25 protein-coding genes are annotated in these 26,661 nt (G+C 42.9%); 18 read left to right on the plus strand and 7 right to left on the minus strand.

Going from position 1 to position 26,661, the window contains the following annotated elements; all coding sequences use genetic code 11:
* Positions 1-132: 132 nt before the first annotated feature.
* Together hemC and GNIT_RS00995 are read right to left on the minus strand one after the other, a co-directional pair.
* The gene (gene hemC, locus GNIT_RS00990; protein ID WP_041246248.1) at positions 133-1,086 is read right to left on the minus strand and encodes a hydroxymethylbilane synthase; all 954 of its coding nucleotides are present in this window, start codon (positions 1,084-1,086) and stop codon (positions 133-135) included.
* 14 nt (positions 1,087-1,100) lie between these two features.
* A complete protein-coding gene (locus GNIT_RS00995; protein WP_014107242.1) occupies positions 1,101-1,772 on the minus strand; it encodes an alpha/beta hydrolase in 672 nt (223 codons plus the stop codon).
* A 276-nt stretch (positions 1,773-2,048) separates the two neighbouring features.
* Here GNIT_RS00995 and gmk point away from each other — a divergent pair, with 276 nt between their 5' ends.
* From gmk to GNIT_RS01025, 6 genes are all read left to right on the plus strand, one after another.
* Complete coding sequence (gene gmk / locus GNIT_RS01000) at positions 2,049-2,687, plus strand: guanylate kinase (RefSeq protein ID WP_041246545.1); 639 nt, start codon at positions 2,049-2,051, stop codon at positions 2,685-2,687.
* A gap of 105 nt (positions 2,688-2,792) precedes the next feature.
* Positions 2,793-3,065, plus strand: a complete 273-nt coding sequence (gene rpoZ, locus GNIT_RS01005) for a DNA-directed RNA polymerase subunit omega (protein ID WP_014107245.1) — start codon at positions 2,793-2,795, stop codon at positions 3,063-3,065.
* Positions 3,066-3,245: 180 nt separating this feature from the next.
* Positions 3,246-5,357: a bifunctional GTP diphosphokinase/guanosine-3',5'-bis pyrophosphate 3'-pyrophosphohydrolase gene (gene spoT / locus GNIT_RS01010; RefSeq protein WP_014107246.1), complete on the plus strand. Its 2,112-nt coding sequence runs from the start codon at positions 3,246-3,248 to the stop codon at positions 5,355-5,357.
* A gap of 23 nt (positions 5,358-5,380) precedes the next feature.
* Complete coding sequence (locus tag GNIT_RS01015; RefSeq protein WP_014107247.1) at positions 5,381-5,767, plus strand: RidA family protein; 387 nt, start codon at positions 5,381-5,383, stop codon at positions 5,765-5,767.
* A gap of 29 nt (positions 5,768-5,796) precedes the next feature.
* Positions 5,797-6,483: a tRNA (guanosine(18)-2'-O)-methyltransferase TrmH gene (gene trmH, locus GNIT_RS01020; RefSeq protein WP_041246546.1), complete on the plus strand. Its 687-nt coding sequence runs from the start codon at positions 5,797-5,799 to the stop codon at positions 6,481-6,483.
* 136 nt (positions 6,484-6,619) lie between these two features.
* Positions 6,620-7,261, plus strand: a complete 642-nt coding sequence (locus tag GNIT_RS01025) for a peroxiredoxin-like family protein (RefSeq protein WP_014107249.1) — start codon at positions 6,620-6,622, stop codon at positions 7,259-7,261.
* A gap of 32 nt (positions 7,262-7,293) precedes the next feature.
* Here GNIT_RS01025 and GNIT_RS01030 read toward each other — a convergent pair whose 3' ends face one another.
* Entirely contained in the window at positions 7,294-8,763 is a 1,470-nt protein-coding gene (locus GNIT_RS01030; protein WP_014107250.1) for a GGDEF domain-containing protein, read from the minus strand.
* Between the two features lie 209 nt (positions 8,764-8,972).
* Between GNIT_RS01030 and GNIT_RS01035 the strand changes: the two genes are divergently transcribed.
* From GNIT_RS01035 to GNIT_RS01065, 7 genes are all read left to right on the plus strand, one after another.
* Positions 8,973-9,797, plus strand: coding sequence for a creatininase family protein (locus tag GNIT_RS01035; RefSeq protein ID WP_014107251.1), 825 nt, complete (start codon positions 8,973-8,975; stop codon positions 9,795-9,797).
* Positions 9,798-9,946: 149 nt separating this feature from the next.
* A complete protein-coding gene (gene recG / locus GNIT_RS01040) occupies positions 9,947-12,022 on the plus strand; it encodes an ATP-dependent DNA helicase RecG (protein ID WP_014107252.1) in 2,076 nt (691 codons plus the stop codon).
* Positions 12,015-12,965 carry a class I SAM-dependent methyltransferase gene (locus GNIT_RS01045; protein WP_014107253.1) on the plus strand — a complete coding sequence of 317 codons (951 nt, stop codon included), beginning with the start codon at positions 12,015-12,017 and terminating at the stop codon, positions 12,963-12,965. The genes recG and GNIT_RS01045 overlap by 8 nt, the downstream gene beginning before the upstream one ends.
* Before the next feature lie 87 nt (positions 12,966-13,052).
* Positions 13,053-13,526: a peroxiredoxin gene (locus tag GNIT_RS01050; RefSeq protein ID WP_014107254.1), complete on the plus strand. Its 474-nt coding sequence runs from the start codon at positions 13,053-13,055 to the stop codon at positions 13,524-13,526.
* Positions 13,527-13,647: 121 nt separating this feature from the next.
* Positions 13,648-14,829, plus strand: a complete 1,182-nt coding sequence (locus GNIT_RS01055) for a BaiN/RdsA family NAD(P)/FAD-dependent oxidoreductase (protein WP_014107255.1) — start codon at positions 13,648-13,650, stop codon at positions 14,827-14,829.
* A gap of 219 nt (positions 14,830-15,048) precedes the next feature.
* Positions 15,049-16,407: a putative bifunctional diguanylate cyclase/phosphodiesterase gene (locus tag GNIT_RS01060; protein ID WP_014107256.1), complete on the plus strand. Its 1,359-nt coding sequence runs from the start codon at positions 15,049-15,051 to the stop codon at positions 16,405-16,407.
* Between the two features lie 14 nt (positions 16,408-16,421).
* The gene (locus tag GNIT_RS01065; protein WP_014107257.1) at positions 16,422-16,865 is read left to right on the plus strand and encodes a BLUF domain-containing protein; all 444 of its coding nucleotides are present in this window, start codon (positions 16,422-16,424) and stop codon (positions 16,863-16,865) included.
* 34 nt (positions 16,866-16,899) lie between these two features.
* Here the strand turns inward: GNIT_RS01065 and GNIT_RS01070 are convergent, their stop codons facing one another.
* Both GNIT_RS01070 and GNIT_RS01075 read right to left on the minus strand, forming a co-directional pair.
* Positions 16,900-17,082, minus strand: a complete 183-nt coding sequence (locus GNIT_RS01070; protein ID WP_049786913.1) for a hypothetical protein — start codon at positions 17,080-17,082, stop codon at positions 16,900-16,902.
* A 214-nt stretch (positions 17,083-17,296) separates the two neighbouring features.
* Positions 17,297-20,446: a beta-galactosidase gene (locus GNIT_RS01075; protein WP_014107259.1), complete on the minus strand. Its 3,150-nt coding sequence runs from the start codon at positions 20,444-20,446 to the stop codon at positions 17,297-17,299.
* 158 nt (positions 20,447-20,604) lie between these two features.
* Here GNIT_RS01075 and GNIT_RS01080 point away from each other — a divergent pair, with 158 nt between their 5' ends.
* Entirely contained in the window at positions 20,605-21,459 is an 855-nt protein-coding gene (locus GNIT_RS01080) for a helix-turn-helix transcriptional regulator (RefSeq protein WP_041246249.1), read from the plus strand.
* 100 nt (positions 21,460-21,559) lie between these two features.
* On the opposite strand, the gene GNIT_RS01085 is transcribed toward GNIT_RS01080, so the two are convergent.
* The gene (locus tag GNIT_RS01085; RefSeq protein ID WP_014107261.1) at positions 21,560-22,822 is read right to left on the minus strand and encodes a GGDEF domain-containing protein; all 1,263 of its coding nucleotides are present in this window, start codon (positions 22,820-22,822) and stop codon (positions 21,560-21,562) included.
* Positions 22,823-23,264: 442 nt separating this feature from the next.
* Between GNIT_RS01085 and GNIT_RS01090 the strand changes: the two genes are divergently transcribed.
* The gene (locus tag GNIT_RS01090; RefSeq protein WP_014107262.1) at positions 23,265-23,537 is read left to right on the plus strand and encodes a hypothetical protein; all 273 of its coding nucleotides are present in this window, start codon (positions 23,265-23,267) and stop codon (positions 23,535-23,537) included.
* A gap of 142 nt (positions 23,538-23,679) precedes the next feature.
* Here GNIT_RS01090 and bktB read toward each other — a convergent pair whose 3' ends face one another.
* On the minus strand, positions 23,680-24,864 hold the full coding sequence (gene bktB / locus GNIT_RS01095) for a beta-ketothiolase BktB (RefSeq protein WP_014107263.1): 1,185 nt from the start codon (positions 24,862-24,864) through the stop codon (positions 23,680-23,682).
* A 239-nt stretch (positions 24,865-25,103) separates the two neighbouring features.
* Between bktB and GNIT_RS01100 the strand changes: the two genes are divergently transcribed.
* The 3 genes from GNIT_RS01100 to arsH are packed head-to-tail and all read left to right on the plus strand — an operon-like array spanning position 25,104 to position 26,651.
* Positions 25,104-25,439, plus strand: coding sequence for a metalloregulator ArsR/SmtB family transcription factor (locus tag GNIT_RS01100; RefSeq protein WP_041246251.1), 336 nt, complete (start codon positions 25,104-25,106; stop codon positions 25,437-25,439).
* Positions 25,440-25,467: 28 nt separating this feature from the next.
* Entirely contained in the window at positions 25,468-25,938 is a 471-nt protein-coding gene (locus GNIT_RS01105; protein ID WP_041246549.1) for an arsenate reductase ArsC, read from the plus strand.
* Positions 25,938-26,651: an arsenical resistance protein ArsH gene (arsH, locus tag GNIT_RS01110; RefSeq protein WP_014107266.1), complete on the plus strand. Its 714-nt coding sequence runs from the start codon at positions 25,938-25,940 to the stop codon at positions 26,649-26,651. The genes GNIT_RS01105 and arsH overlap by 1 nt, the downstream gene beginning before the upstream one ends.
* Positions 26,652-26,661: the final 10 nt, after the last annotated feature.

Raw genomic sequence — 26,661 nt, forward strand, 5'->3', positions numbered from 1 at the left:
CTATGTAAGTGGCCTTCGGGTCTTCAAACAAGCCGATTTGATGTTTGGATTTAATGTTTCGATAACAAGTGCTTGATTCAAACAATTAATGTCGCGTTTCTATCCTTAAAAACATCATTTACCGGGTTTCGTTTAATCGTTGCCCAATGAGTCCAGTATTTCTCTAGCACCTTTTGTTAGCAACTCGTTCGCAACCGCTTGCCCAATCTTTTCTGCATCAATTAAAGGGCCCTCAACCTGTGACTTCAGCATAGTTTTACCGTCTGGCGTGCCAACGAGTCCGCGCAATAACAACAAATTACCATTAATCACGGCATAACTTCCAATTGGTACTTGGCAACCACCTTCTAATTTTGCGTTCATTGCGCGCTCGGCTTTTACGCGTGTTGCGGTCGCTGTATGATTAAGCGCAGCAACCAATTCAATTAACTCAGCGTCGTCATTACGACATTCAATACCCACAGCGCCTTGCCCAACTGCGGGAAGACTGAGGTCAGCACTCACTTCTTGCTTAATGCGATCTCGCATGCCTAAACGTATTAAGCCTGCCGCCGCTAAAATAATCGCGTCGTATTGGCCAGCATCAAGTTTTGCTAGTCGTGTGTTAACGTTGCCACGTAAATCTTTAATCACCAGGTCATCGCGAAATGCGCGCAGCTGACACTGTCGGCGCAAACTTGAGGTGCCAACAACCGCGCCTTGCGGTAATGCTTCGATTGATTCAAAACTATTAGAAACAAATGCGTCGAACGGATTTTCACGTTCGCAGATTGCGTGCAAACCAAAGCCATCCGGAAAGGCAACAGGTATATCCTTCATGGAATGCACGGCGATGTCGGCTTCACCATTTTGCATCGCAATTTCGAGCTCTTTGATAAATAAACCTTTACCGCCAATTTTTGCTAAAGGCGTATCCAAAATACGGTCACCCTGTGTCGACATTGGCAAAAGTTCAACCGATAAGTCGGGATGATGCTTGAGCAATTCAGCTTGGACATATTTAGCCTGCCACATAGCAAGGTCACTTTTTCTAGTAGCAATTCGAATAACGCGTTGTGCAGGTTTGGTAGTGCTCATATTACTCATCTGTTGTATTTGGTTTAAGCCAGTTTTGCTTGGATAAAGGCTGAAATGTCGACAATCTCTGGCATGCATACATTATGCTGCATCATATATTCTTTCCATTCAACGTTGTAGCCGTTCTCTCTCATTGTTTGAAATGCTGCATTGCCAAGGAACAAAGGTACCACTTCATCTTGTTGGCCGTGAGCAAACAATACGGGCGTGTTCTGATTTTCAGCTGATTTTTCAGCGCTTAGAGTTTGTGGCGCACACATATATGTGCTTAACGCGACAATGCCAGCCAGCGGCTGTGTAAATCTCGCCCCTAGGTGCAGTGCAATTACGCCCCCTTGCGAAAATCCAATCAGCATAATTTTTCTTGAATCAATGCCTGATGCTATTTCAGCATGGATCAGTTGCTCAATGCGTTGCGATGAATCAATAACACCTGAAAGATCTGCGCGTGATTCCATATCCATCGACTTTATGTCATACCATGCACGCATTTCCATGCCGTTATTAATGGTCACTGGACGAATTGGCGCATGTGGAAAAATAAATTTAACACCTAATTCATCGGGTAGCTTTAGTTCAGGTGCGATAGGCGCAAAACCATTCCCTGAATCACCTAAGCCGTGCAGCCAGATGATTGTCGCTTTGTGCTCGCCTTTTGGCTGAATTTGAACGCTAGGCAATAATTCTTGTGTCATTGTTTTATCCTTGCTTGTTTAGTTTTAAAGGTTCGCATTCATAGCGTATATCGACTTTACAGTCGTTTGAGGCCTCTCCACTTGAAATAAAAAGGGTATCTATTATTTCATGGCATTCAGCATCTTTCACTATAGGTTTTCCAATTTACACACTTTACTTATGCATATGCTACCATTGTTAATTATCGCAACACTATCAATTAGCAAAAATTCCTAACTATGAGCAAAATCAAGTCCGAGAACACGCCCGAAATCACTCCGAATGATATGTCTGAAATGTTCGCTAAACCATTAGGCAATCTTTTTATCGTTGCTGCGCCCTCAGGTGCAGGTAAGTCAACGTTAATTAAAGAAATTTTGAGTAAGTCTACCGATGAGCAACGCATGCAACTATCGGTCTCACACACCACACGCGCACCTCGCAAGGGGGAGCACAATGGTGTTGAATATCACTTTGTCGATCACGCTGAATTTAAGAGCATGATTGGTCAAGACGCTTTTTATGAATATGCTGAGGTTTTTGGCAATTATTACGGCACGTCTAAAGCTGCTATTAGCGATAAGCTCCAGCAAGGTATTGACGTGTTTTTGGACATTGACTGGCAGGGTGCGCGTCAGGTTAAGGTACAAAATCCATCTGTGATAAGTATCTTTATTGTGCCGCCTTCAGTTGAAGCCCTACAGGCAAGATTATCTGGTCGCGGACAGGATTCTGAAGAGATCATTGCAAAACGGATGGCTGAGGCAAAATCAGAAATTTCACATTACAACGAATTTGATTATGTGATTGTTAATGACCAACTAGAAACGGCGCACAAAGAGTTTGAAGCGATTGTTATGACGCAACGTTTGAACTTGAGTAAGCAAAAAGTAAGGCATAAAGCCCTTTTTGCTGAGTTGTTGGCCACTAAATAACAAAATTGCTAGCGAAGTAAACTAATTAACTATGCTTTAGCGTTATTATGCAGTATACTTCGCGACCATTTTTTGAAACACCTATTGATTTTATCGGAGCACCGCATGGCACGTGTAACAGTTGAAGACGCCGTAAACCAAATTGGCAACAGATTCGATTTAGTATTAGTTGCAGCCCGTCGCGCGAGACAAATTGCCACAGAAGGCAAAACGCCATTAGTCGATATGGGCAACGATAAGCCAACAGTAGTCGCTCTTCGTGAGATTGAGCTAGGTTTGGTTACTGCTAAAACAGTAGAACAATCAGACTTGCATGACCAGCGTGAACAAGAAGCAGCAGAGTTTGCTTCAGTAGCGAGCATTCTTTCTGACAACTAGAAATTAAAAGCGGCATCAACGTGCTCTCGGCATGTTAAATTGAAGCTTTAATTCAGTTTTTTAGCTGAAAGTGCAAAATTAATATAAAACGTCGATGAAAATCGGCGTTTTTGCGTTTGCAAAGCTTGAAAATAACCGTATTCTAAACCATTGGTTCCTAAAATTTCTTAATTATCATCTGTGTATTTATTTGAAGGTTTAAAAGCAAAGGTAAGTCGGTATTTACCACAAGAACAAGTCGAGTATATTCAAGCGGCTTATGTGCTTGCGCGCGATGCTCACGACGGACAGAGTCGGAGTAGCGGCGACCCCTATATAACCCATCCCGTTGCCGTTGCTGGTATTTTGGCAGACATGGATCTTGATTACGAAACATTGATGGCCGCGCTGCTGCATGACGTTATTGAAGACACTCATTACAGTAAAGATGACTTAAGTCTCGCGTTCGGCGAAACCGTAGCAGAATTAGTTGAAGGCGTAAGTAAGTTAGACAAACTTCAATTTAGCAGTAAGCAAGAAGCGCAGGCTGAAAACTTTCGTAAGATGCTAATGGCGATGGTTCAAGACATTCGTGTTATCTTAATAAAATTAGCTGACCGCACACACAACATGCGAACGCTCGGTTCATTGCGACCTGACAAGCGTCGTCGTATTGCTTTAGAAACACTTGAGATTTATGCCCCCTTAGCGCACCGCCTAGGTATTCACGATATAAAAAATGAGCTTGAAGATCTGGGCTTCCAAGCGATGTACCCCATGCGTCACCGTGCGCTCCGTTCAGCGGTTAATCAAGCTAGAGGAAACCGCAAAGAGATAATCGAAAAAACGCAGAATGAATTAGTTCAGCGCCTGGCTTCATATGGCATTCAGGGCACAGTACTCGGGCGTGAAAAGCACCTTTATAGCATTTACCGTAAAATGAAAAATAAAGAGCTGTCGTTCACAGAGGTCATGGATATATATGCTTTTAGAGTTGTCGTTGGGAGTGTGGACAACTGTTATAGAGTTTTAGGCGCTATGCACGGTATGTATAAGCCAATTGAAAACCGTTTCAAAGACTATATCGCTATTCCGCGCACCAACGGATATCAATCATTACATACGTCGTTAATTGGCCCGCATGGCATTCCTGTTGAAGTACAAATTCGTACGGCGGAAATGGATCATATGGCTGATAGAGGTGTTGCTGCGCACTGGCTGTATAAGAAAGCGTCTGATAAAGGCACAAGTGCTCAGCTTCGAGCAAACCAATGGATGCAGTCTCTACTGGAGCTGCAACAGCGATCAAGCACATCTGCAGAATTTATTGAAAGTGTGAAGTCTGATTTATTTCCTGACGAAATTTATGTATTTACTCCCAAGGGAACCATTGTTGAATTACCAATGGGCTCAACTGCCGTAGACTTTGCATATGCTGTGCATTCTGACGTAGGCAATACCTGTGTTGGAGCAAGGGTAGAGCGTCGCAATTATTCTTTAAGTAAGCCATTGGAAAATGGACAAAGTATTGAAATTATCACTTCTCCTAGAGCAAAACCAAACGCTAACTGGCTGAACTTTGTTGTGAGCGCGCGTGCTCGAAGTAATATTCGCCATTTCCTGAAGCGTCAACAAGCGGAAGATGCTGTGAGCATGGGTAACCGGTTGTTGCGTCACGCGCTGGGTATGATCAAGTTAGACGAAATTTCGCCTGCTGAAATCGATCGTGTGGTCAAGGAAACCAAGTACGAAAGCTTCGATGATTTGCTGTCGAATATCGGCATGGGTAACGAATTAAGTGCCATTGTTGCACGCCGTTTGGTGGGCGAAAGTGCTGAAATTCCGGATAAAAAATCACACGTTGCTATACGCGGTACAGAAGGCTTATTAGTACATTACTCTCGCTGCTGCCATCCTATTCCAGATGACGAAGTCGTTGCTATTTTATCACCTGGGCGCGGTATTGTTATTCATCAAACGGGCTGTACAAATATTCGTAAGTTGAGCAAAGAAGAGCCTCAGAGAGTGCTGCCGATGGAATGGGACGAAGTTCCGCATGGTGAATTCAAGGCAGCCCTGCGTTTGGAGCTATTTAATCATCAGGATACATTAGCGTCGCTGACCAGAACCATTGCAAGCAGCGACTCGAGTATTATCAATCTGCAAACTGAAGAACGTGAAAATAGTGTTTATATTATAGATATAGAGCTCACTACTAAAAACCGTGTTCACCTTGCCAAAATAATGCGAAAAATTCGCGCCATGCCTGAACTTCAAAAAGTGTCTCGACACAGTCAATACAAACAAAAGTAACTTATTCAAACAAAGGAAAATCTATGCCTAAGTCTATTATTCAGACCGACGAAGCGCCTGCTGCTATTGGCACGTACAGCCAAGCAGTTAAAGCTGGAACAACAGTGTATTTATCAGGTCAAATTCCGCTAGTCCCTAGCACAATGGAAATGATCTCTGACGACTTCGCTGAACAGGCTGTCCAAGTCTTCGAAAATTTAAAAGCGGTATGCACTGCTGCGGGTGGTGATACTTCACATTTGGTTAAGGTAAATATATTTTTAATCGATTTAGGACACTTCGCAACCGTAAATGAAATTATGGCGAGGTACTTTAAGCAGCCTTATCCAGCTCGCGCCGCTATCGGTGTTTCGCAGCTGCCAAAGGGTGCTCAAATCGAGATTGACGGTGTGATGGTGCTACCCGAATAGCAGCTGGAGACATCTGTATGAATCAAAGAATGTCGACGGAGCGTTATAACCGCATTTGTCAATTACTGAAAATGAGACAACCCGATCTCACTGTCTGCATGGAAGAGGTTACCAAGCCTCATAACGTTTCTGCCGTTATTCGCACATGCGATGCAGTTGGTGTGCACAAAGTTCACGCCGTTTGGAATGAGTCTGAAAATCTACGCAAATGCACAGCAATGGGCAGTCATGTTTGGGTAAAAACGCAACTTCATAAAACGATGCAGGATGCTGTCGGCTGCTTTAAAGAGCAGGGCATGCAGGTACTGGTGACACATTTAGATGAACGAGCCAGCGATTTTCGCGAAGTTGATTACACCAAACCCACGGTCGTTTTGCTCGGTCAGGAAAAAACTGGCGCAACGGCTGATGCGATTGCATTGGCGGATCACTCCATTATTGTGCCAATGGTGGGCATGGTGCAATCATTGAACGTGTCTGTTGCTGCTGCAATTGTCATGTATGAAGCACAGCGTCAGCGACAAGCTGCTGGCATGTATGAAGAGCAAAGTTTAGACGAAAAAGAGTGCCAAGAAATCCTGTTTAAAGGCGGGTTTCCTTTTCTTTTTAAAGAATGTAAACGTCGAAATTTAGCGTTTCCTTACATCGATGAAAAGGGAAATATTCAGGCTGACGAAGCGTGGTGGAAAGCACTACAATTTTCAAAAGAGCATTGAAAAAGCGTTTGAAAGTTGACGATGGAACAATTTTTTAACAACGCATAAAAAGTAAATTGATAGAAATGTTTATTTGTTGAAATCATTTGCGTGAGAGTCGGGTCTTTACAGTCGAATTTAATAAATAGGAATCAACATGAAAAAATGGTTATTAGTAGCGGCACTTGCATTGTCCGCTGTGGTATCAACGTCTGCGTTAGCTATTGATAGAGCGGTTATTGCAGATAAAGCTGAAAATGTCACGCCATTGTTGAACGGCACGACTGCGCCAGACGTGATTGTGAAAACAGCGGATGGCTCTCCTGTTAGCTTACGAGCTTTGCTTATGCAGAAGCCAACGGTACTTATTTTTTACCGCGGAGGCTGGTGTCCTTACTGCAGTCGTCAATTGGCCGAGCTGAAATCTATTGAACAAGACTTAGTAAATGAAGGCTACCAAGTATTAGCCATATCCCCTGAATCACCCAAAAAGTTACAGTCGCAAAAACTCGAAACAGAGTTTGCTGTTACCTTAATTTCTGATGAGAGTTTGGATGCTATTCGTGGATTTGGTGTTGGCTATTATGTGCCTAATGATACGCGTAAACTCTACAAAGATCGCATGGACGTAAATTTAACCGTCGATACAACAGATAAAGCGGTTTTGCCTGCACCTGCTATTTTTATAATCGATGAAGCTGGGACAGTTCAGTTTAGCTACGTAAATCCTGACTATACTGTTCGCCCGTCCGCGGAACTTGTGTTGAGCGCTGCAAAGCTAGTTAAACCGAAAGCTTAAAAAGAAAGATTACGAGGGGGCATGTTGCCGATTCAATAAACAGCAATTCGGTTTCGGCCCCCGTCTTTTGCGCGATAAAGTGCTTTATCTGCAAGCGTAATTAATTCGTTGCCAGTAAGATTTGTGCTGCACGTCTGTGCAGCAACTCCAATACTGACCGTTAACACGTTGTTGTCTGGAGATGTTGCAAAGGGTATTGCTAATGCCGATATGGCATCCATTATCTTGATGGCAACGTGCTGAGCTTGTTCTTCACTTGTCTCTGGAAGCACTACCGAAAACTCTTCTCCGCCATACCGCGCTGCAAGGTCATCTGTTTGACTGCAGCAGTCGTGTAAAGCGCGAGCGACCTTTTTCAATGCTTTATCCCCAGCGCTGTGACCAAATGAATCGTTGAAACGTTTGAAATGGTCAACGTCAATCATCAATAAACTAATGGATTTTTTGTCTCTGATCCCCCGGTTAATTGCTTTCTCAAGAGCTTCATCAAACTGCCGACGATTCGCGATACCCGTTAATCCGTCTGAATTGGCTAAATAGGTTAGTCGTTTATTTGCACTCTCAAGCTGCGCTGTTACACGCTCTAACGATAACTTATTACTTAGATTTTTCAGTGTATTACTCAAGACTTCACCTATGAGCTTGAGGTATCTTACATCGTGTTCACGCCATTGATACGGCGTTCCAATAATGTCACATCCAATAAACCCGAATAACTCCCCATTTATGTGAACAGCTACGCAGAGTACGGCACGAATTCGTTCGCGTTCAAACTCTTGTTTCTCCAATGTTGCAACTAGTGGTAAGCCGCTCACATCAGGTACTTTAAATACATGTTCGCGCCTAATGATCTCATTAAAATAAGGCAGGTCATCAGTCGTAACACCTTGCAAATCAGCCTTGAAAGATTGCACGCCAGGCGCTACCCATTCATGCGTGTTATCCATGAATTCTTTGTTTTCGGAAAACTGAAAGAGGTAGCAGCGATCTACGCCGCAAAATACCCCAAATGCGCCTAAGCTCTCTTCAATAAGGCTATCTAGATTGTCCGTACTCACATTAATAAGTTGCGATGAAATACCTGAAAGTAAGCGATTAAACATAAGGTGATTAGACAATGGTGAGTTTTCGGTCTGTGAACCATTAAGATCATTGTTCTGTGCGCTTGAGACATAAAGAACCACCCACCTCTGGTCGTTCACATCGACCAAATTTCCCTGTATGACACAACTTAAATTTCGAGTGTTGCTAGTTATTCTAACCTGAATTTTTAAGTTGGGATTTTGTGCACAAGTAACGAAAGGATGAGTAGTATCTTTAAGCAATTGACGCGTATCTGCATCATAAAATTCAAGGTGCTGCAAAAAATCTTCACTTGCTGATTCTGCGCCAAATAATGCTAGACACGTTTGATTTGCAAAGAGTTCTCCGCTGTCTAGGTTTTTACAAAGTAAACTAGCCGGTAATTGGCCAAACAGCTCCTTGTCGTCGATATCGCTCAATTGCCTTCCTGTCTGCGAGGTAAATAAAATTGAGAATAGCACTTTATGTAAAGTAACTTAAGCCTTTAATTGTATTCTAATAGCTCGCTACGTATTGTTTCAGTCTAGGCTTCGATTGTGAGGATAATATGTTTGTGTTGAAACCACATAAATTGCGTATTTGATATTTTTACGCGATTATACCGCCACAAAAACATTTGGTGAACCTAATGAAAAATCTCGTATATCTATTGTTGGTCGTTATATCAATCCCTGTTAGTGCGCTTGCTACAGAGCAAGCAACAGACCCCAGCACGCGCGAAATGGATCGAATAAATTGGATGGAGTTTCAGGAATGGATCCCAAATAAAATCAATACGGTTTTGCTGCCTACAGGCACCTTAGAGCCTCACGGTGTTGCTAACAATGGCGCGGATAACACAGCACCATTCGCCATTTCTACTACTATTGCGAAGCGCACAAATGCAATGGTCGCGCCCACGCTAGCTTATGGCATGACCGGCAGTTTGGCGGCTTACCCCGGCGCTTTTAAAATGAGTGCCGAGGTGTATAAGCCTTTCGTGAAAGAGATTTTGCAGGGACTGGTTAAAAATAAATTTAAAAACATCATTATTATTAATGGTCATGGCGGCGGACAGACGGCGGTGCTAAAAGAAGTTGCGGCAGAGATTGCAAACGAACACGGTGTTCGAACCTTGGTGATAAATTGGTGGTCGTTTGCAGCAGACATTACTCAAGAAGTATTTAACGAAAATGGTGGCCATGCAGGTTGGAATGAAAACGCATTTATACAAGCGATTGACCCATCGCTTATACAGCAAGACCGATATAATGATGATTTAGCGACACCTTACCCTCAAAATGGCAGTTGGTCTGCAACACCCTTTCCATCTTCAATTGGGCTCTATCAAGAGGGCGAGGGCTACATAAAGTTCGATCAAAAGAAAGCCGATGAGTACTTTACAAAAGTGACGGACAAGATGGCCTCGTTTATCGTTGAGATTAAAACAAAATGGGATAAAGCTGGCCTTTAAAAGACGCAATATACGGCTTACCGTTAATTTTCCTGAGCTAGCCACCATGAACTTTTCTCAACCTGAACTAGAGAACAGGTGGCTTAATTGCAAAGGTCTGGTAAAGTTTAGGCATAAGCTCAACATCCAAACAAAAAGATGATTATGAAATGAAGTCACTGGCTGATACGCCGGTTACCACGCTTAAAGGTGTTGGGGCGAAAGTTGCAGAGAAACTAAAAAAACTCGGACTGGTTACCTTGCAGGACGTGATTTTTCACTTACCCGCAAGATACGAAGACCGCACGCGGCTCTATCCTATTGCCGACCTGCACGCGTATTTGCATGTGTCTATTCAAGGCGAAATAATGTCAGCCGACATTCAATACGGTAAACGTCGAATGTTGTTGGTGAAAGTAAGCGACGGCACAGGCTCCATTACTTTACGCTTTTTTCACTTTTCGGCTGCACAAACCAAGTCACTCGCAATAGGTAATATTATTCGCGCTTTCGGTGAAGTTCGCACGGGTAAAGCCAACTTAGAAATGATGCATCCAGAATATAAAATTGTGGATGACCCTGAGAATACCCAGTTAGAAGAATCGCTTACGCCTGTTTATCCGACAACCGAAGGCGTCAAACAACTCACCTTGCGCAACTTAACAGAGCAGTCTTTAAAGCAATTAGACAAAGGAGCGCTGTTAGAATTACTTCCCGATGGTTTGTATGAGCATCAGTTGTCGTTAACAGAGGCGCTGCATTTAGTGCACCGGCCGTCCCCTGATATTGTCATTGAAGATTTAGAAGAAGGTATACATCCAGCGCAAAAACGTTTAGTGATAGAAGAGTTGTTGGCCCACCACTTAAGTATGTTAAAGATGCGGTCACAATCTAAGTCCGAGCCGGGCATTGCCGTGCGCACAGATGAAGCTCTAAAGAAAAAGTTCTTAGCCACGTTGCCGTTCTCACCAACTGGCGCACAAGCCCGAGTCGTCAAAGAAATTGAACAAGATATGCAGCGCGCTCAGCCGATGATGCGTTTAGTGCAGGGTGATGTTGGCTCGGGTAAAACCTTGGTTGCAGCGCTCAGTTCATTATCGGCCATTAGCGCTGGCTACCAAGTTGCCTTGATGGCGCCAACTGAATTATTAGCCGAACAACATGCGCGCAACTTTAGCGATTGGTTAACCCCGCTCGGCATTAACGTTGGTTGGCTAGCGGGCAAGCTAAAGGGTAAAGCTAGAGCGGAAACGCTTGAACAGTTAGCGTTGGGGAATGTTCAAATGCTGGTAGGCACTCACGCGATATTTCAAGAGTTAGTAGAATACAAGAACCTTGCAATGGTGATTGTTGATGAGCAGCATCGTTTTGGTGTGCATCAACGCTTATCGTTGCGAAAAAAAGGCGAAAAATTAGGTAAATATCCGCATCAGCTCATTATGACGGCAACGCCGATCCCTCGCACACTCGCAATGACAGCCTATGCCGATTTAGATACTTCTATTATTGACGAACTCCCTCCGGGTAGAACACCCGTTACGACCGTCGTTTTGCCGGATAGTCGACGTGCTGATGTAATTGAACGGGTTCGCCAAGCTGCAGTTGAACAAAAACGCCAAATTTATTGGGTGTGCACGCTTATTGACGAGTCCGAAGTATTGCAGTGCCAAGCGGCTGAAGATGCTGCAGTGGCACTAAGAACGCTGTTAACCGAGCTAAAGGTTGGCTTGGTGCATGGTCGATTAAAATCGGCAGAAAAGCAGCAGGTGATGGATGATTTTAAGCAAGGCAAGCTTGATTTGTTAGTGGCGACCACTGTAATTGAAGTGGGTGTTGATGTGCCGAACGCTAGCTTGATGATTATCGAAAACCCAGAACGCTTGGGTTTGGCGCAATTACATCAGCTGCGCGGACGGGTGGGGCGAGGCTCTGTTGAAAGTCATTGTGTACTGATGTATTCGGGGCCCTTGTCGAAAACCGCAAGTAAGCGTTTGGGGGTGCTGCGCGAATCAAGTGACGGTTTTTATATTGCAGAGAAGGATTTAGAAATTCGTGGTCCGGGTGAAATGTTAGGGACCAAACAAACAGGGATCGCTGACCTAAAAATAGCAGATTTAATACGCGATGCTGCACTCATTCCCGATATCAAAAATATGGCTGAATATGTGTGGCGTGAATATCCAAGTAATTCCCAAGCGCTTATCAATAGGTGGTTAGCGTACAAAGAGGAGTATGGAAATGCGTGATCCTGATATGCCATTGAAAGACCCTGTTGAGCAAAATAAAGGTATAGGAATGGTTATTCTTATAGAGGATAAAGACCATATTGCACCTCAGGAAGACGCTAAAAAGCTGTCGACAGAAACGGGCTTCCCTATCGTAAAGCGCCGTTCGCCCGCCGCTTTAAAAAGGTCGAACAGTGCCACAGCAAAAAACAAAAGTACGAACAAAAAAGGTCATAAAACCGTTAAGCCAAATAGTAAAGGCGACGCGGAAACTTCTGCTTCAGAAGAAGTGAGCGAGTGGCAGTTGGTATACACAACAGAAGGTCTTGCTTTACGCTTGAGTAACGAACCGAGTTGGGGCGACATTATGGTTGATTTCAATTCGGCAGCGCTTAATTATCGCAAACAGCATGGCGGTGGACGTAATGAGGCTTTAGCTAAAGCAATTGGCATAAAGGGCAAAGATACACTTTCGGTCATCGATTGCACCGCTGGTATGGGTAACGACAGTTTTGTAATGGCAAGCGTTGGGGCACATGTCACAATGTTAGAGCGCAGCCCAGTTATTGCTGCGTTGTTAGAAGACGCGCTTAAGCGTATTGATGGCATTCCAGAATTATCTGAAAGACTGTCGCTGGTCAAAACCGATGCGACGGACTATCTCTTAAGTAAGGGAGAAGGAAATAATGTGAAACGCCTCGCAGACGTCATTTATCTTGACCCTATGTTCCCGCATAAAAAGAAATCCGCACTCGTGAAAAAAGAAATGCGTGCATTTCAACAGCTGTTGGGAGCTGATATGGACAGTGCAAGATTATTAGAAGTTGCATTGAACTATGCGGCTAAGCGGGTCGTAGTGAAAAGACCCAGTTATGCCGAACCTATTCAACTGGCATCTGGACGTAAACCCAACACGGCAATTGAATCAAAAAAGCATAGATTTGATGTGTACATACAACACTGATATTCTGCACGCAATAATACTGAAGCTGCTCAGCTGAGGGCAAGTTTATTATCAACCGAGCGAATAAAACAATAATAAGGAATTACCATGATTGAAGTAGGCGGCACGTTGCCAGAAGCGGTATTTAGCATATTAGAAGATGGCGAAATTAAAAATCCTCACACAGGTACATTGTTTAGTGATAAGAAAGTGGTCTTGTTTGCAGTACCCGGTGCTTTCACCCCAACATGCTCAGCAGCTCACCTTCCGGGCTATGTCGCTTTAGCTGACAAAATTAAAGCAAAAGGCGTTGACGCTATTATTTGTCTTTCGGTGAACGATGCTTTCGTTATGGACGCTTGGGGCAAGTCACAAAATGCAGATGAAATAATGATGGTAGCAGATGGCAACGGCAGTTTTTCCCAGCTAATTGGCCTTGATATGGACACGGACACTTTCGGTGGTATCCGTTCCATTCGTTACAGTATGATAGTTGAAGATGGCGTGGTTCGCGCACTAAACGTTGAAGATCCAGGTCGTTTTGAAGTGAGTGATGCGGAAACAATTTTGAAGCAACTCTAAACCGCTTTTTAGCCTAATGTTTAGGCTTGAATAAAAGAAAAGTAAGTTAAACGAGCCATCTAGTTGATGGCTCGTTCGTTTACAGCGATAATGCTCTGTGTTCATAACAATGAGTAATAACGTGATAAAAACAGATGTGATTGTAATCGGTGCTGGAGCAGCAGGCTTGTTTTGCGCTACTGAAGCTGGCAAGCGTGGGCGCAACGTTATTGTCTTTGATCACGCTAAACGCTTGGGCGGCAAGATCCTCATGAGTGGAGGAGGCCGCTGTAATTTCACCAACATGTATACCTCGCATGAAAACTTTCTCTCGCAAAACCCACATTTTTGCAAGTCTGCGTTAAGCCAATATACGCAATGGGATTTTATCTCCTTAGTAAATGAATACGGCATTAAGCATCATGAAAAAACCCTCGGACAGCTATTTTGCGACGATACCGCAAAAGATATAGTTGATATGCTCTTGGCTGAATGCAAAAAAGCGCAGGTTGATATAAAAAACCGAACAGAAATTATCGACATTGAATTCGTTGATAATCGATACATAGTGAATACCAGTCAAGGTGCTTTTAGCAGCGAGTCTTTAGTTATTGCCACTGGCGGCTTAAGCATGCCGAAGCTTGGCGCAACGCCTTTTGGCTATAGAATTGCTGAACAGTTTGGTATACCCATTATTCCAACCAAAGCAGCCCTCGTTCCCTTTACCCTGCATGAACACGATAAGGCAGTGATTGGTGAACTCAGCGGTATTTCAGTAGATGCTAGCGCGAGCTGCAATAATACAAGCTTCAATGAAAACATTTTGTTTACGCATCGCGGTTTAAGTGGACCAGCAGTGCTGCAAATTTCTAGCTTTTGGGAGCCGGGCCAAGAGGTAGAATTTGACCTTTTCCCAAATGGTGACTTGGTACAAGATTTACTGGAGCAGCAGCAATCAAGCCCAGAAATACAGCTCTCTACAGCACTAACTAGGCACTACTCAAAGCGATTTGTGCAAGCGGCCATTCCGTATTTTGAGTTAGAGAATAAGCCACTCAAACAATATAATCCTAAGCAATTACAATCGGCAGCTGAGGCCTTCACGCAGTGGCATGTTAAGCCAAATGGAACCGAAGGGTATAGAACGGCGGAAGTCACTTTAGGCGGTGTTGATACCGACTACGTTTCATCTAAAAACATGCAGGTAAAGAATCAAGAAGGCTTGTTCTTTATCGGGGAAGTGTTGGATGTAACTGGTTGGTTAGGTGGTTATAATTTTCAGTGGGCGTGGTCTAGTGGCTGGGTTGCGGGGCAGGTGGTTTAGTTTTGTGTTCAGGTACAATAAAGTCTGTACACTAAATTCGCATTAATATTAAAAAAACGTATACCAAAGAATTATTTATTGATTCGAATAGGTATATCGGGTATTTTCTGGTTGACTAGATTGCACATTTGCAATCTTGAATAATGCATCTGCTACTCCTAATAAAAGCTGTTCACGCACAAGAGTGTTTTAGACAATTAACACTAGGAAAATTTATATATGAACTCACCCTCGAGTGGAAAAAATGTCGGTAAAGAAGTGTCAAGCGAAGATATTGATACGCTTACTGGATTTTTAACTCGAGGAGGTTTAAAAACTTTTTTATCAGATTTCGAGACGCCGGAGGAGAGAAGTCGATTATCTGTCATTGTTGTCGAATTGTCTCGGTTCGGCACTGTCAACGATAGTGTTGGTTCAGGCACTGGAGATAAGATCATTGCAGCAATCTCTAAACGGTTATCTAAATTGTTTGTCGATGCAATTTCTTTATGTCGACTGCATGGCGACCATTTTGGGATTATTTTCAAAGACAAAACTGATCTTCAAACTGAAGTCGACCGGCTATTAGATTTTGCACAACGCCCTTTAGCGATCCGTGGGGAAGTGATCGTATTAAGCATTCGCATTGGCGTAGCCGACACAAATATAGCAGTCGATTCTACTGATGAGCTCGTGCACGCCGCGGAAGTAGCCATACACAATGCGAAGAGTACTTCTAGAAAAGTATCCTTTTTTGATGCTAAGATGATAATGAACGCTCGCTCAGTCCATCAGTTAGAAAATGATCTCCGCGTCTCGTTAGTTAAAAATGCGAGTGAGTTACACAATGCAATAAATAATTCTGAATTTGCGCTGTACTATCAACCTATCGTTAACACAAAAAATAATAAAGTTCATGGCTGCGAAGCATTGTTACGGTGGAATCACCCAATAAGGGGGTTGGTTTCTCCAGCATTATTTATCCCAATGGCCGAGCAAGTTCATCTTATGACTGTTTTAGGAAGCTGGATAATACGTAGAGCATGTGCGGATGCTATCACATGGCCTGTGCGTAAAGATGGCGAAGAAATTTCAGTGAGTATCAACATTAGCCCTATTCAGTTTTTAGAACCAGATATATTATTCTCTTCAGTAAAAACGGCCCTTTATGAAACGGGCATTACACCATCTCGAGTAAAATTGGAGATCACCGAATCGGCCGATTTTGCGCCAAGTATGAAAGGGTACCTACAGGAATTGAAAAATCTTGGATGTATGATTGCATTGGACGACTTTGGTACAGGATTTTCTTCAATCTCGCATTTGGTTGAACTGCCTCTTGATTATGTGAAAGTGGACAGATCATTGGTAAAAGACTTAGAGTGTAACGAGCCATCAAAGGTAGCGCGAGCAACACGCCTCGCTCGTTCGGTACTGGGATTGGGCAAAGCGCTTGATTTAATAACCATTGTTGAGGGGATTGAAACTCCAGATGGGATAACCGCTATTCAAGCACTCGGGGGGAATCTTATTCAAGGATATGTGTTCTCTAAACCACTTCAAGCCGATCTGATAAGCGAATTTTTAGAATCATTTTAGGTACAGGTAAATAAATGGGTGACTTATACAACATAGCGTACATCAGTAAAAATGCTATCCATGGAAATCATGAAGAGATAAAGCAACAAATCAGTGATATTTTAGCAAAGGCTCAAAAGAACAATCCAGTGAGAGGTATTTCGGGTGCGCTGCTGTATTCTGGTGGGTACTTTTGCCAAGTGATCGAAGGACCGGAAGATGAGATAGAAGAACTATTTGAAATTATCCAAATGGATGACCGGCATTCTGATGTTACCGTTCTGCATTTTGAACCTCTTGAAGAAAGAGGTTTCTCGGATTGGTCAATGGCGTTTGCCGGAATCGAAGAAAATATGCGCTTTGACATCGATGGTATAAAAAATTCAAAAGATGAACTGGCCATGAAGGAAACGGGTAAAGCCTTGGTTAATGTCTTAGAGCTATTGGTTTCTCAACATCAAAGCGTTTCGAAAGGATAACTTCTGATTGTTTTGAGTATGAAACGAATTAACGTTAAGTAGTCCCCATCTTTTCAGCTGTCTTTTTGGATAGGTTAATATTGATTAAGTATGAGTCATATTGGTTTTCATTGAAATCATTAATTAACTCGCTCTTATTCGCATAGTCACCAATCTTTTCAACATTAGCGTTAAGCCAACTGTTGTTGCTTTCTGTTAATGTGCTTTGTGTAGGCATGTTTTTCTCCATGTGCACCTGGTGCGATATTGCACCACGCACATTCAGTTCGAAACAAGTGACGACATTGGATACGACAACTCAAAATTCGGCAATAACCAGTTCTCGCCGCCACAACGATCATATTTATTCTAAGTCGCCTAATTGTCCAAAATCGCCTTTAACGCGGAAAGTCCGCCCTAAAAAACACCGCTACCAAGGGTTTCAATCATAACTACTTTATCATTTTCTGAGCATTCAGGAACAATGAATAGCGATAATGCTTATTTTCAAGTAGATATTCTTTGTGCGTACTCGGACTCCATGAATCATCACCACCCACACCCATATGCTGGTGGTCTATGTGCAAATGAATAACATCATCAGCCACTAACTCATTGGTATGTTTGGCCGTTGTTAATGTGCTTTGTGAATACTTACTTGCCGCAAATAAAAACTCGCCGGTCACTTCCAGATCGTTAACTTTCACTAGCTTACAGTCGCTGCGCAAACCATTGTCTGTCGGAAAAATATAAGGTGTATGAAGCTCGTCTATAGATAAGGTATATAAGCCCAAACGCGCTGCTGCCTTGCGGTCAGGGTAATTTTCAAAAGGCCCCAAACCTAACCAACTCACCTGTGGGTTTTTTGTCTTTTTAACAGCTAAACTAACGCCCACGCGAGGAAGTGGGGGTAGTGCTTCATTTAAACGTACATCAATATCAACAGCAACCTTACCCTCGTTATTTATAGTATACAACCAGCGCGTTTGAGCTTGAACAATACTTGAAGCGGCACTTTTATGTTCATAGTCGAATAAGCACGTTATTCGAACGTCAGATGGGGATAAAGTAACGCTGATTTGTCGACAAGTTCGCTGCCATGCGCCAAGCCCTGCAAGCAGCCAACGAGCACCCCATGCATTTGGATCAAGATTATCAACTTCGCTAATACCAATGTCGTTGTCAAGTGGCGCTCGATAGAAACTGTCCACTAATGGACGAACAATGACAGGTTTACTGCAGTGCTGCCATTTATTGATAAGCCCTGTTTGGCGGTCAAAACTAAGCGTAAAATCATCGCCATCAATGATAATAGCGTCACCACTATCATTGACCTTTAATGGTGATGTAGTGCTACTTATAGAAGTTATAGATGCATCAGATGCAGTACTTAGGCTCTTGCTATTTGCCACGCTAAATTGTTCTGTTGCCATAATATGTCCGGCAGATGCAAAGCTGCAGTCCGTAACTAGCTCAACATCAACATTAAGATGATACTGGCAACCAGCCTTGAATTCGGTGCTAGGGTTAATACTCATGACTGCAGAGCTTTGTGGGGCAATATTGAGTGCTGAACTTCCTTGCTCAACTTCTACGCCATTTTGCAGTAAGCGCCAAACTACTTTTTCATTATCAGTGTGCCTAAACAGATAATCACTGAAGATACTTAAGCTGTATCCAGTTTGTTGATGCCCATCTAACGTTGGCGTTAGCGTAAATTGCAGATGCTGTTGACTATATTTTGCTTCATACAAACTTGGGTGGGCTGTGCGATCAGGAAACAATAGACCGTTGATGCAAAACTGTCGATCGTTATAGTCATCACCAAAGTCACCACCGTAAGCCCAATAATGCTCACCGTTGTCATCAACTTTAGATAACCCTTGGTCAACCCAGTCCCATACAAAGCCGTCTTGTAAGCGTGGATATTCTCTAAATGCTTGCCAATACTCATCGAAATTACCCAGGCTATTGCCCATCGCATGAGCATATTCGCATAAAATAAGCGGCCGTGTTTCGCCAGGTAAACTAAGCCATTTCTTTATGGCGTATTTAGGTACCGCGTCATCTTTAACATCAGTATCAACTCTTGAATACATTGGACAAATAATGTCTGTTGCGCTTGTATTTGCGCCACCGCCTTCGTATTGCACTGGGCGTGATGGATCGAAGCTTTTTGACCAGGCATACATTGCATCATGGTTTGGGCCATGACCACATTCATTGCCTAAAGACCAAATGATGATTGATGCATGATTTTTATCACGCTCTACCATTTGTGTATAGCGAGACATAAAAGCGCCAGCCCACTGTGGGTCTGAGGCCAAACGGCCCATTGGAAACATGCCGTGAGTTTCAATATTGGCTTCATCGACAACATACAAACCGAGCTCATCACACAGTTCGTACCAACGCGGATGATTTGGGTAGTGAGCGGTACGAACAGCGTTAAAGTTGTTTTGCTTCATTAACTTAATATCGGCGAGCATGTCTGCTTCACTCACCGCATGACCATTTTCGGGATGATGTTCGTGTCGATTTACGCCGCGAATGAGCAGGGCTTTGCCGTTCACAAGAAGCTGGCCATTCGTAATTTCAACCTTCCTAAACCCAATATCGTAGCCTTCTGCATCTACAATCTTGCCCTCTTCATCGTGCAAACTCACAACGCAGCGATACAAATACGGCGTTTCGGCCGACCATTTTTTAGGGTTTTTAATATCAATGTGGTGGAAAACGACATCGTCCCATCCGCCTTTTTCATCGACACGCTTGTTGTTTGTCTTTTGTGTTTGCGGGTCACAGATAGGAGTGTCACCATCAAATATTTGCACTGAAACGCTATGTGCTTTTAGCTGAGCAGCACCTGCATTACTTTTCACAACTGTTTTTACTGACAAGCTTGCATCACGATAACAAGCGTCTAAGTCCGGTGTAATAAACACATCACAAATTCGCGTTTGTGGTTTACTAAGCAATACAACATCGCGAAAAATACCGCTTAACCACCACATGTCTTGGTCTTCAAGGTAACTTCCGTCACTCCAACGAATGACCATGGCTGAAATGCGATTTTTACCCGCCACTAGGAACGCACTTAAATCAAACTCGCTCGGTAAACGACTATCTTGTGAATAGCCCACCCATTGACCGTTGCACCATAAGTGAAAGGCAGAATTCACACCTTCAAAAATGATGTGGTTGCGCTGAGATAACTGCGCTTCCTCTATCTCGAACTCAGTACGGTAAAGACCCGTTGGGTTTTCTGTTGGCACATACGGAGGATTCACTGCAAAAGGATACTTTACGTTGCAGTAAATAGGCTTATCAAACCCTTGAAGCTGCCAATTGGAAGGCACCGCGATTGTTTTCCAATCGTCTACATAATCGGATAACAGCGAATCATCAACATCTTCTGGCTTAGCAATTAATTTGAAATCCCACTGTCCATTTAACAAGCGTTTTTGCGGGTGCTGCTTTTGTCGAGCATCCTCAACTGTCCTGTAGCCATTGAGTGGGCTGTGCGCTTTCTGTTGGTTTACTTGCACCGACAAAGGCGTTTCCCAGTCACGACGTTGAAGAATATGTTGTAATGAATTCATGATGTTCCTTGCAACTATTCAGCATTTTTGCCAGTGATACCAATATTTTTGGCCCACTAACGAAGTGTTAATGATTATAGTGCCAATATAGCTAAGTTTAGATAATTAGATTATGCTTAAATCTATCAAATATTTATCCAAAACTATCACGCTTACTCATGCACAATAAAATAAGAGACATACTGGATATCGGCCCCAGCTGTTACGAGCGCTTTATTAGTTCGGCTACAATGGCAGAAATTAAGTCTTTAGACATAGAGCTTGCGGGTTGTTCTAACTTGTCCGGAAAATATTGTGTTGCGCGCACGGCACCCCCTGACCATACCTTATTTTACACGCTAAGCGGACAAGGAAAATTAACAACCATTAATAAGCAATATGATTTAACCCCGCATACGCTGGCAATTTTGCCGGCAAAACAAGCTTTTGCCGTAAGTATTGCGGCAAAACATTGGGACATTTTTTGGATAAATTTAGCCAATAGCAAACGCTGGGAACAAGCGGCGTTGAGCGAAGCAGTGGTATTAGAGAATCAACAGCTTGAGCCCCTGCACCTAGCGATGGAGCTTTTGTATAGCGAACCTAAGGATAGTTTGCGTGAGGGCGTCATGCCCATTCTACAGCACTATTTAGATCTCACGTTTACAACTCAGATACTGCAGGAACATTTGCAAAATCACACTGAGGACAGGCTGCAAGGCCTATTTCAGGAAATTGAAAAGCGCCTGCAGTTTGATTGGAGTATCGATGCAATGTGCAAGCTTGTTCATTATTCTCCACCCCACTTACATCGTTTGTGCAAAGCAAAGTTTGCCAAAAGCCCTATGCAGCAGCTTATTTACCTGCGCATGGAGCGCTCAAAGAATCTATTGTTGAATACACAATGGCCTATTTCACATATCGCAAACTATGTGGGGTATCCAAATATTTTTAACTTTTCAAAACGCTTTAAAAAATCCGTTGGGGTTTCGCCGAGCGAGTTCAGAGGTCGTCGCGGTTTGTTTGAAATTTAGAATGGATAATGTTGATGCTTTCTGTTGTGACAGTGTGTAAAGAGCAAAAAGATAATTGCGAATATCAAGGTGATGCAAAACGCTCTACTCATGTTGCCAACTAACAAACTGGCAAAGTGCTAACACCAATTGTATTTTTTCCTTCATGTTTGGCCATATACAGCGCCTCATCTGCGCAAGATAGCATTTGATTGGCCAAATCAGTGATTGCTAGCTGCTCATGTTTTGCGGTGACTATTCCAAAAGAGCAGGAGGCGTTGAATTTATGGGTTCCGCTGTCAAATAATCTGTCTGATATGTGTTCTCGAATTCGTTCAACAATCATAAATGCATTATTTTCTTCTTGCTTCTCAGAGAACAAAATTACAAATTCATCACCACCTAATCGGGCAATACAATCAACTGGTCGAATATTATCCTTTATCATTTTTGTTATTTGCTTAAGCAATTCATCACCACTTGCGTGGCCGTGCTGGTCATTGATGTGCTTAAAGTTGTCTATGTCAAACACGCAAACGGACAAGTTATTCAATTCATTTCGCGACATTAAATTAATCGCTTCCGTTAAGCGGATCTCTAAATAACTGCGGGAGAATGCTTGGGTTAGATGGTCATACATAAGACGGTTGTTAAGTTGGCGTCTATCTTCGTAGAGTTTGTCGATATGAAGAACAAGAACCCACGCTATACAACAAATTACCAAAAAATAGCCAACCCATGCTAATGGCGGAAAATCAATAACTTGTATTCCCGTGAGCGTATCGCAAACGCCAGTTATCAACCATATTGTATTTGCAACTAACAGCGACTGCACGGTGCTAGTTGCGCCATTTTCGTGTGTGTTTTGTTGGCGGAGATAAACTTTTACGAGAATAAAAATACAATAAATTCCTAAGACTAATATCCAAGCTCCCCACAATTGAAATAAAGGGCCATACTTTAAGCCCGTGTAATATTCTGACGTAGAGTAAAATGCTTTACTTAAGAAGTATTGATTTGGCACTGCCGTTAACAATGAAAATATGCCGCATATGACGTAGCACCATTTAAGCAAAACGGGGGCTCTGTAATTCAAAAACACCATATAGAAATGCAGGCTCAACAAAATGGTAAACATTGCAGTGATGATGGTCACACGATTGGAAATATTGAGGTAATTTAGGTTTTCGCCTGAATTAAGTAACACAGCAAAGGCACTAAAAAAAATACCAGTAACCAGCGCAACAAGGGCAAAGATAAAGTAGTGCGTCACCGATTCTTCTTGGTGAGACTTTAATCGAAAATATAAAAGAATGAAGAAAAAGCTCAAAATCAAGCTAATGCTAGAAGTGATAAATAAAGGCAAAGATAATATTTGAACCATACTGACTCTTTATACTGGTTGCAAAGTGCGCGACAGACTTACCGTAAGTTTAGTTTACACTTTAGTAAGGCTTCACCTTTATCGAATACACGTTGTTATTGATTAATTTTAATCTCACGTATTCAAGTTAATTCACAATATACCCTGTTTTTGATGTCACGTGAAATAGTCAATGAAGCAAAGGTTTTAAAGGCCCAAGTTATATCGGTTCACTATGCACTAAGATGACCCTAAAGCGATGTTGCCACCGTTTGGATTGGTAAGTTTGCAAAGTTGATTGAAGTCAATATTATTTAAAAAGGCAGAGCTATACTCCCTACAAAGAAATAAATATATTGAAAATTCAATACGTCTTATAGGAGTTAGCATGTCTCTTTATCATCGTACCTATACTAGAATTCCTCTCACTTTAGATGTTCACCTTCAATGTAAAGGAAAACAAGTGAAGGATGCTTGTACACGGAATATTGATCCCTTTGGCGCATTTATAGAGTTATCTTCCCCTGAACTGAAAGTGAGTGATTTTGTCCGCCTTAGGTTTGCCAATAAATTTATGGGTGACGGTTGCGTGACGCAAAAAGGCATAGTAGTGCACGCTAGTGATGAAGGGGTTGGGATCTTATTCGCTAATGATACTGAAGAGTTTCGCTCTATGTTGGATAAAGCATTAACTCGAAAAGGTTCAAGCCCCATCAAGATTCATCTAGGAGCTTAATTCGTTAAAGAGCTACGTTAGAGTAATTGATCAAAAAGCTCGACATTAAATGTCGAGCTTTTAATAAAAAATGCCACATAACTTGAAGCCTTTATAACCCATCAATATTGCGCATGGCTTTTATCGGCTAGTATGAAGATATTTATAAACGTTCAAAAATTACCGCAATACCCTGTCCGCCGCCTATACACATCGTAACAAGTGCATATTTACCACCCGTACGATGGAGTTCATGTATGGCTTTAGTGGCAATAACTGCGCCTGATGCGCCAATAGGATGACCTAAAGCGATCGCTCCGCCATTCGGATTCGTTTTTGCAGGGTCGAGATCTAAGCCTTTCGCCACGGTTAGGGCTTGTGCTGCAAACGCTTCGTTTGACTCAACTACGTCCATTTGGGCAATCGTTAAACCGGCTTTGATTAACGCAGCTTTTGAAGCTGGAATAGGGCCCTCACCCATAACATCATTAGGTACACCAGCAACTGCGTAAGATACTATTCTAGCAATTGGAGCAAGATTATTGCTATTAGCGTAGTTCTCACTTGCTAGAGTTAAGAAGGATGCGCCGTCATTAATACCTGATGCATTACCAGCCGTTACACTGCCGTCTTTTTTAAACGCTGGGCGCATTCCGGCAAGCGATTCTGCTGTAGTACCTGGCTTAACATGTTCATCAACTTCGAAAAACGTGCTGCCTTTACGGCTTTTCAATTCTACCGGTACAATTTGACTAGTAAAGTAACCTGCTTCAATCGCCGCATGAGCGCGAGCATGAGACATTGCAGCGAAAGCATCCTGCTGCTCTCGGCTAATGTCCCATTTTGATGCTAAGTTCTCTGCAGTAATGCCCATGTGGCCAACACCGAAAGGATCGGTAAGAGTTGCCACCATCATGTCAATCATGCTGCTGTCACCCATTCGGGCTCCTGCACGCATAGCCGGAGATAAATAACCACCGCGGGACATATTTTCAACGCCACCACCGATAGCAAGTTCATGATCGCCGAGCATAATGCCTTGAGCCGAGCTTACAACCGCTTGCAAACCTGAACTGCATAAGCGATTCAAGGCCATTGCGGTTGAATTAAGTGACATTCCAGCCTGAATTGACGCCACGCGCGCAACATACGGAAAGCGTGATTCGGTTGGAATAGTATTACCCATGATGATTGATTCGTATTTGTCAGCCTCAACGCCTGAAGCTGCAATGCCTTGTGTTAGGACTTGCCCAGCGAGTTCTGCTGGTTCAATGGAACTTAAACTGCCACTGAAGGTGCCTACTGCTGAACGAACGGCACTTAATACTACAACGCTATTTACACTCATGATTGCTTTCCAATTTGTTATTTGCGATTAATGAATACAGCTTGGGTATCTATATAAAGTACAACGAAAAGGTAAAATGTGAAAGCGAGTGATCATAGACATTAGTGTTATACAGAGCCTCTGATGATTTACTTGAAAGCCGGACATGCCCATATTCAGCCGCTTTTTTAAATTACCGATTGACTGAGTTTTATTCATATGCGAAATTACACATATGTTATTTCCCACATGTACTTCGGATGAATCCTTGTACCTTTTTTAAATGTCTCGCAGACGAGACTCGATTGAAATCACTGCTACTCATTGTCCAAGTAGGTGAGACGTGTGTTTGTGACTTAATGGAGGCACTTGACCTCGATCAACCTAAAACATCTCGTCATTTAGCGCAGCTTCGTAGGTGCGGTATTTTAATTGATGAACGACGTGGTAAATGGGTATTTTACAAGTTAAATCCTGATTTGCCGCAGTGGGCTAGTGATGTCATCGTCAATGCTGCGGAGCATAATGCTGACTATATTAGTGCAGCATTACAAAAATTGGTTGCATCGCAATCTTCCTCTATCTCTTGTTGTTAATCAAAGGCGACTACTCATGAAAGCGCGCATGAAAATTCTTTATATTTGTACTCATAATCGATGCCGAAGCATTTTGTCTGAAGCCATCACCAACAGTATCGCGGGTGATGTAATTGACGCGAAAAGTGCGGGCAGCCAACCCGTTGGTGAGGTGCATCCTCTATCGCTAAAGTATCTTATGCAAACGGGTCACTCTATTGAAAATTTGCAAAGCCAGTCTTGGGACGACTTTGAAAACTTTGAGCCAGATCTTGTCGTCACTGTTTGTGATTCTGCTGCTAATGAGACGTGCCCTGTGTATTTTGGCAATAGTTTACAGGTGCATTGGGGTCTGACCGATCCTTCAAAGATAACGGGCGACGAGTCAGAAATAGAAACAGCGTTTTTGGTCTGTATTGACGAAATAATAAAACGCGTCCACAAGCTGAAAGATATTGCGGAACAAAACTTGAATAAAACCGAACTTAAAGCCGCTCTTGCCGCTGTGGGTGCCAATTAATGTCAGAGCAACAACCCACATTACCCAATATTGAAGAGAGCGCTTTCGATATACCATCTACAAACGCTATGCAGCTAAGCTCTTCAACGCATAAACCTCGAATATTGCTTTTATATGGCTCGCTCAGAGAACGTTCATTCAGTCGTCTAGCAGTTGAAGAGAGTGCTCGACTCTTGAATGCCTTTGGTGCAGAAACCCGTATTTTTAATCCGACTGGATTACCTCAACCGGATACAGAAGATGATTCACATCCCAAAGTGAAAGAGTTGCGTGAACTGATGATCTGGTCTGAAGGGCAGGTATGGTGTTCACCCGAGCGTCACGGAGCAATGACCGGAATTCTGAAAAGTCAAATCGATTGGGTGCCATTAAATATGGGAGGCGTGCGTCCTACTCAAGGCAAAACCTTGGCTATTATGCAAGTTTGTGGTGGTTCTCAATCATTCAATGCGGTTAATCAAATGCGTGTTTTAGGTCGTTGGATGAGAATGGTCACTATCCCTAATCAATCTTCCGTTGCAAAAGCATTTTTGGAGTTTGAAGAAGATGGCCGAATGAAAGCATCACCTTATTATAATCGTATTGTGGACGTCATGGAGGAGTTGATGAAATTCACCTTACTGCTGCGTGATAATAAAGACTATTTTGTTGACCGTTATTCCGAGCGAGTAGAAACCGCAGAACAGGTAAGTCAGCGCGTTAACCAAAAGTGATGATAAGGAG

Source organism: Glaciecola nitratireducens FR1064 (genome assembly GCF_000226565.1).
Classification (GTDB): domain Bacteria; phylum Pseudomonadota; class Gammaproteobacteria; order Enterobacterales; family Alteromonadaceae; genus Glaciecola; species Glaciecola nitratireducens.

Coding starts and splice junctions, on each gene's coding strand:
- GNIT_RS01035 (WP_014107251.1), top strand. CDS start 8,973: ATGAAAAATCTCGTATATCTATTGTTGGTCGTTATATCAATCCCTGTT.
- bktB (WP_014107263.1), bottom strand. CDS start 24,864: ATGAGTGTAAATAGCGTTGTAGTATTAAGTGCCGTTCGTTCAGCAGTA.
- GNIT_RS01025 (WP_014107249.1), top strand. CDS start 6,620: ATGAAAAAATGGTTATTAGTAGCGGCACTTGCATTGTCCGCTGTGGTA.
- gmk (WP_041246545.1), top strand. CDS start 2,049: ATGTTCGCTAAACCATTAGGCAATCTTTTTATCGTTGCTGCGCCCTCA.
- arsH (WP_014107266.1), top strand. CDS start 25,938: ATGTCAGAGCAACAACCCACATTACCCAATATTGAAGAGAGCGCTTTC.
- GNIT_RS00995 (WP_014107242.1), bottom strand. CDS start 1,772: ATGACACAAGAATTATTGCCTAGCGTTCAAATTCAGCCAAAAGGCGAG.
- GNIT_RS01050 (WP_014107254.1), top strand. CDS start 13,053: ATGATTGAAGTAGGCGGCACGTTGCCAGAAGCGGTATTTAGCATATTA.
- GNIT_RS01060 (WP_014107256.1), top strand. CDS start 15,049: ATGAACTCACCCTCGAGTGGAAAAAATGTCGGTAAAGAAGTGTCAAGC.
- recG (WP_014107252.1), top strand. CDS start 9,947: ATGAAGTCACTGGCTGATACGCCGGTTACCACGCTTAAAGGTGTTGGG.
- GNIT_RS01065 (WP_014107257.1), top strand. CDS start 16,422: ATGGGTGACTTATACAACATAGCGTACATCAGTAAAAATGCTATCCAT.
- GNIT_RS01015 (WP_014107247.1), top strand. CDS start 5,381: ATGCCTAAGTCTATTATTCAGACCGACGAAGCGCCTGCTGCTATTGGC.
- GNIT_RS01080 (WP_041246249.1), top strand. CDS start 20,605: ATGCACAATAAAATAAGAGACATACTGGATATCGGCCCCAGCTGTTAC.
- GNIT_RS01070 (WP_049786913.1), bottom strand. CDS start 17,082: ATGCCTACACAAAGCACATTAACAGAAAGCAACAACAGTTGGCTTAAC.
- GNIT_RS01100 (WP_041246251.1), top strand. CDS start 25,104: ATGAATCCTTGTACCTTTTTTAAATGTCTCGCAGACGAGACTCGATTG.
- rpoZ (WP_014107245.1), top strand. CDS start 2,793: ATGGCACGTGTAACAGTTGAAGACGCCGTAAACCAAATTGGCAACAGA.
- GNIT_RS01105 (WP_041246549.1), top strand. CDS start 25,468: ATGAAAATTCTTTATATTTGTACTCATAATCGATGCCGAAGCATTTTG.
- GNIT_RS01045 (WP_014107253.1), top strand. CDS start 12,015: ATGCGTGATCCTGATATGCCATTGAAAGACCCTGTTGAGCAAAATAAA.
- trmH (WP_041246546.1), top strand. CDS start 5,797: ATGTCGACGGAGCGTTATAACCGCATTTGTCAATTACTGAAAATGAGA.
- hemC (WP_041246248.1), bottom strand. CDS start 1,086: ATGAGTAATATGAGCACTACCAAACCTGCACAACGCGTTATTCGAATT.
- GNIT_RS01075 (WP_014107259.1), bottom strand. CDS start 20,446: ATGAATTCATTACAACATATTCTTCAACGTCGTGACTGGGAAACGCCT.
- GNIT_RS01085 (WP_014107261.1), bottom strand. CDS start 22,822: ATGGTTCAAATATTATCTTTGCCTTTATTTATCACTTCTAGCATTAGC.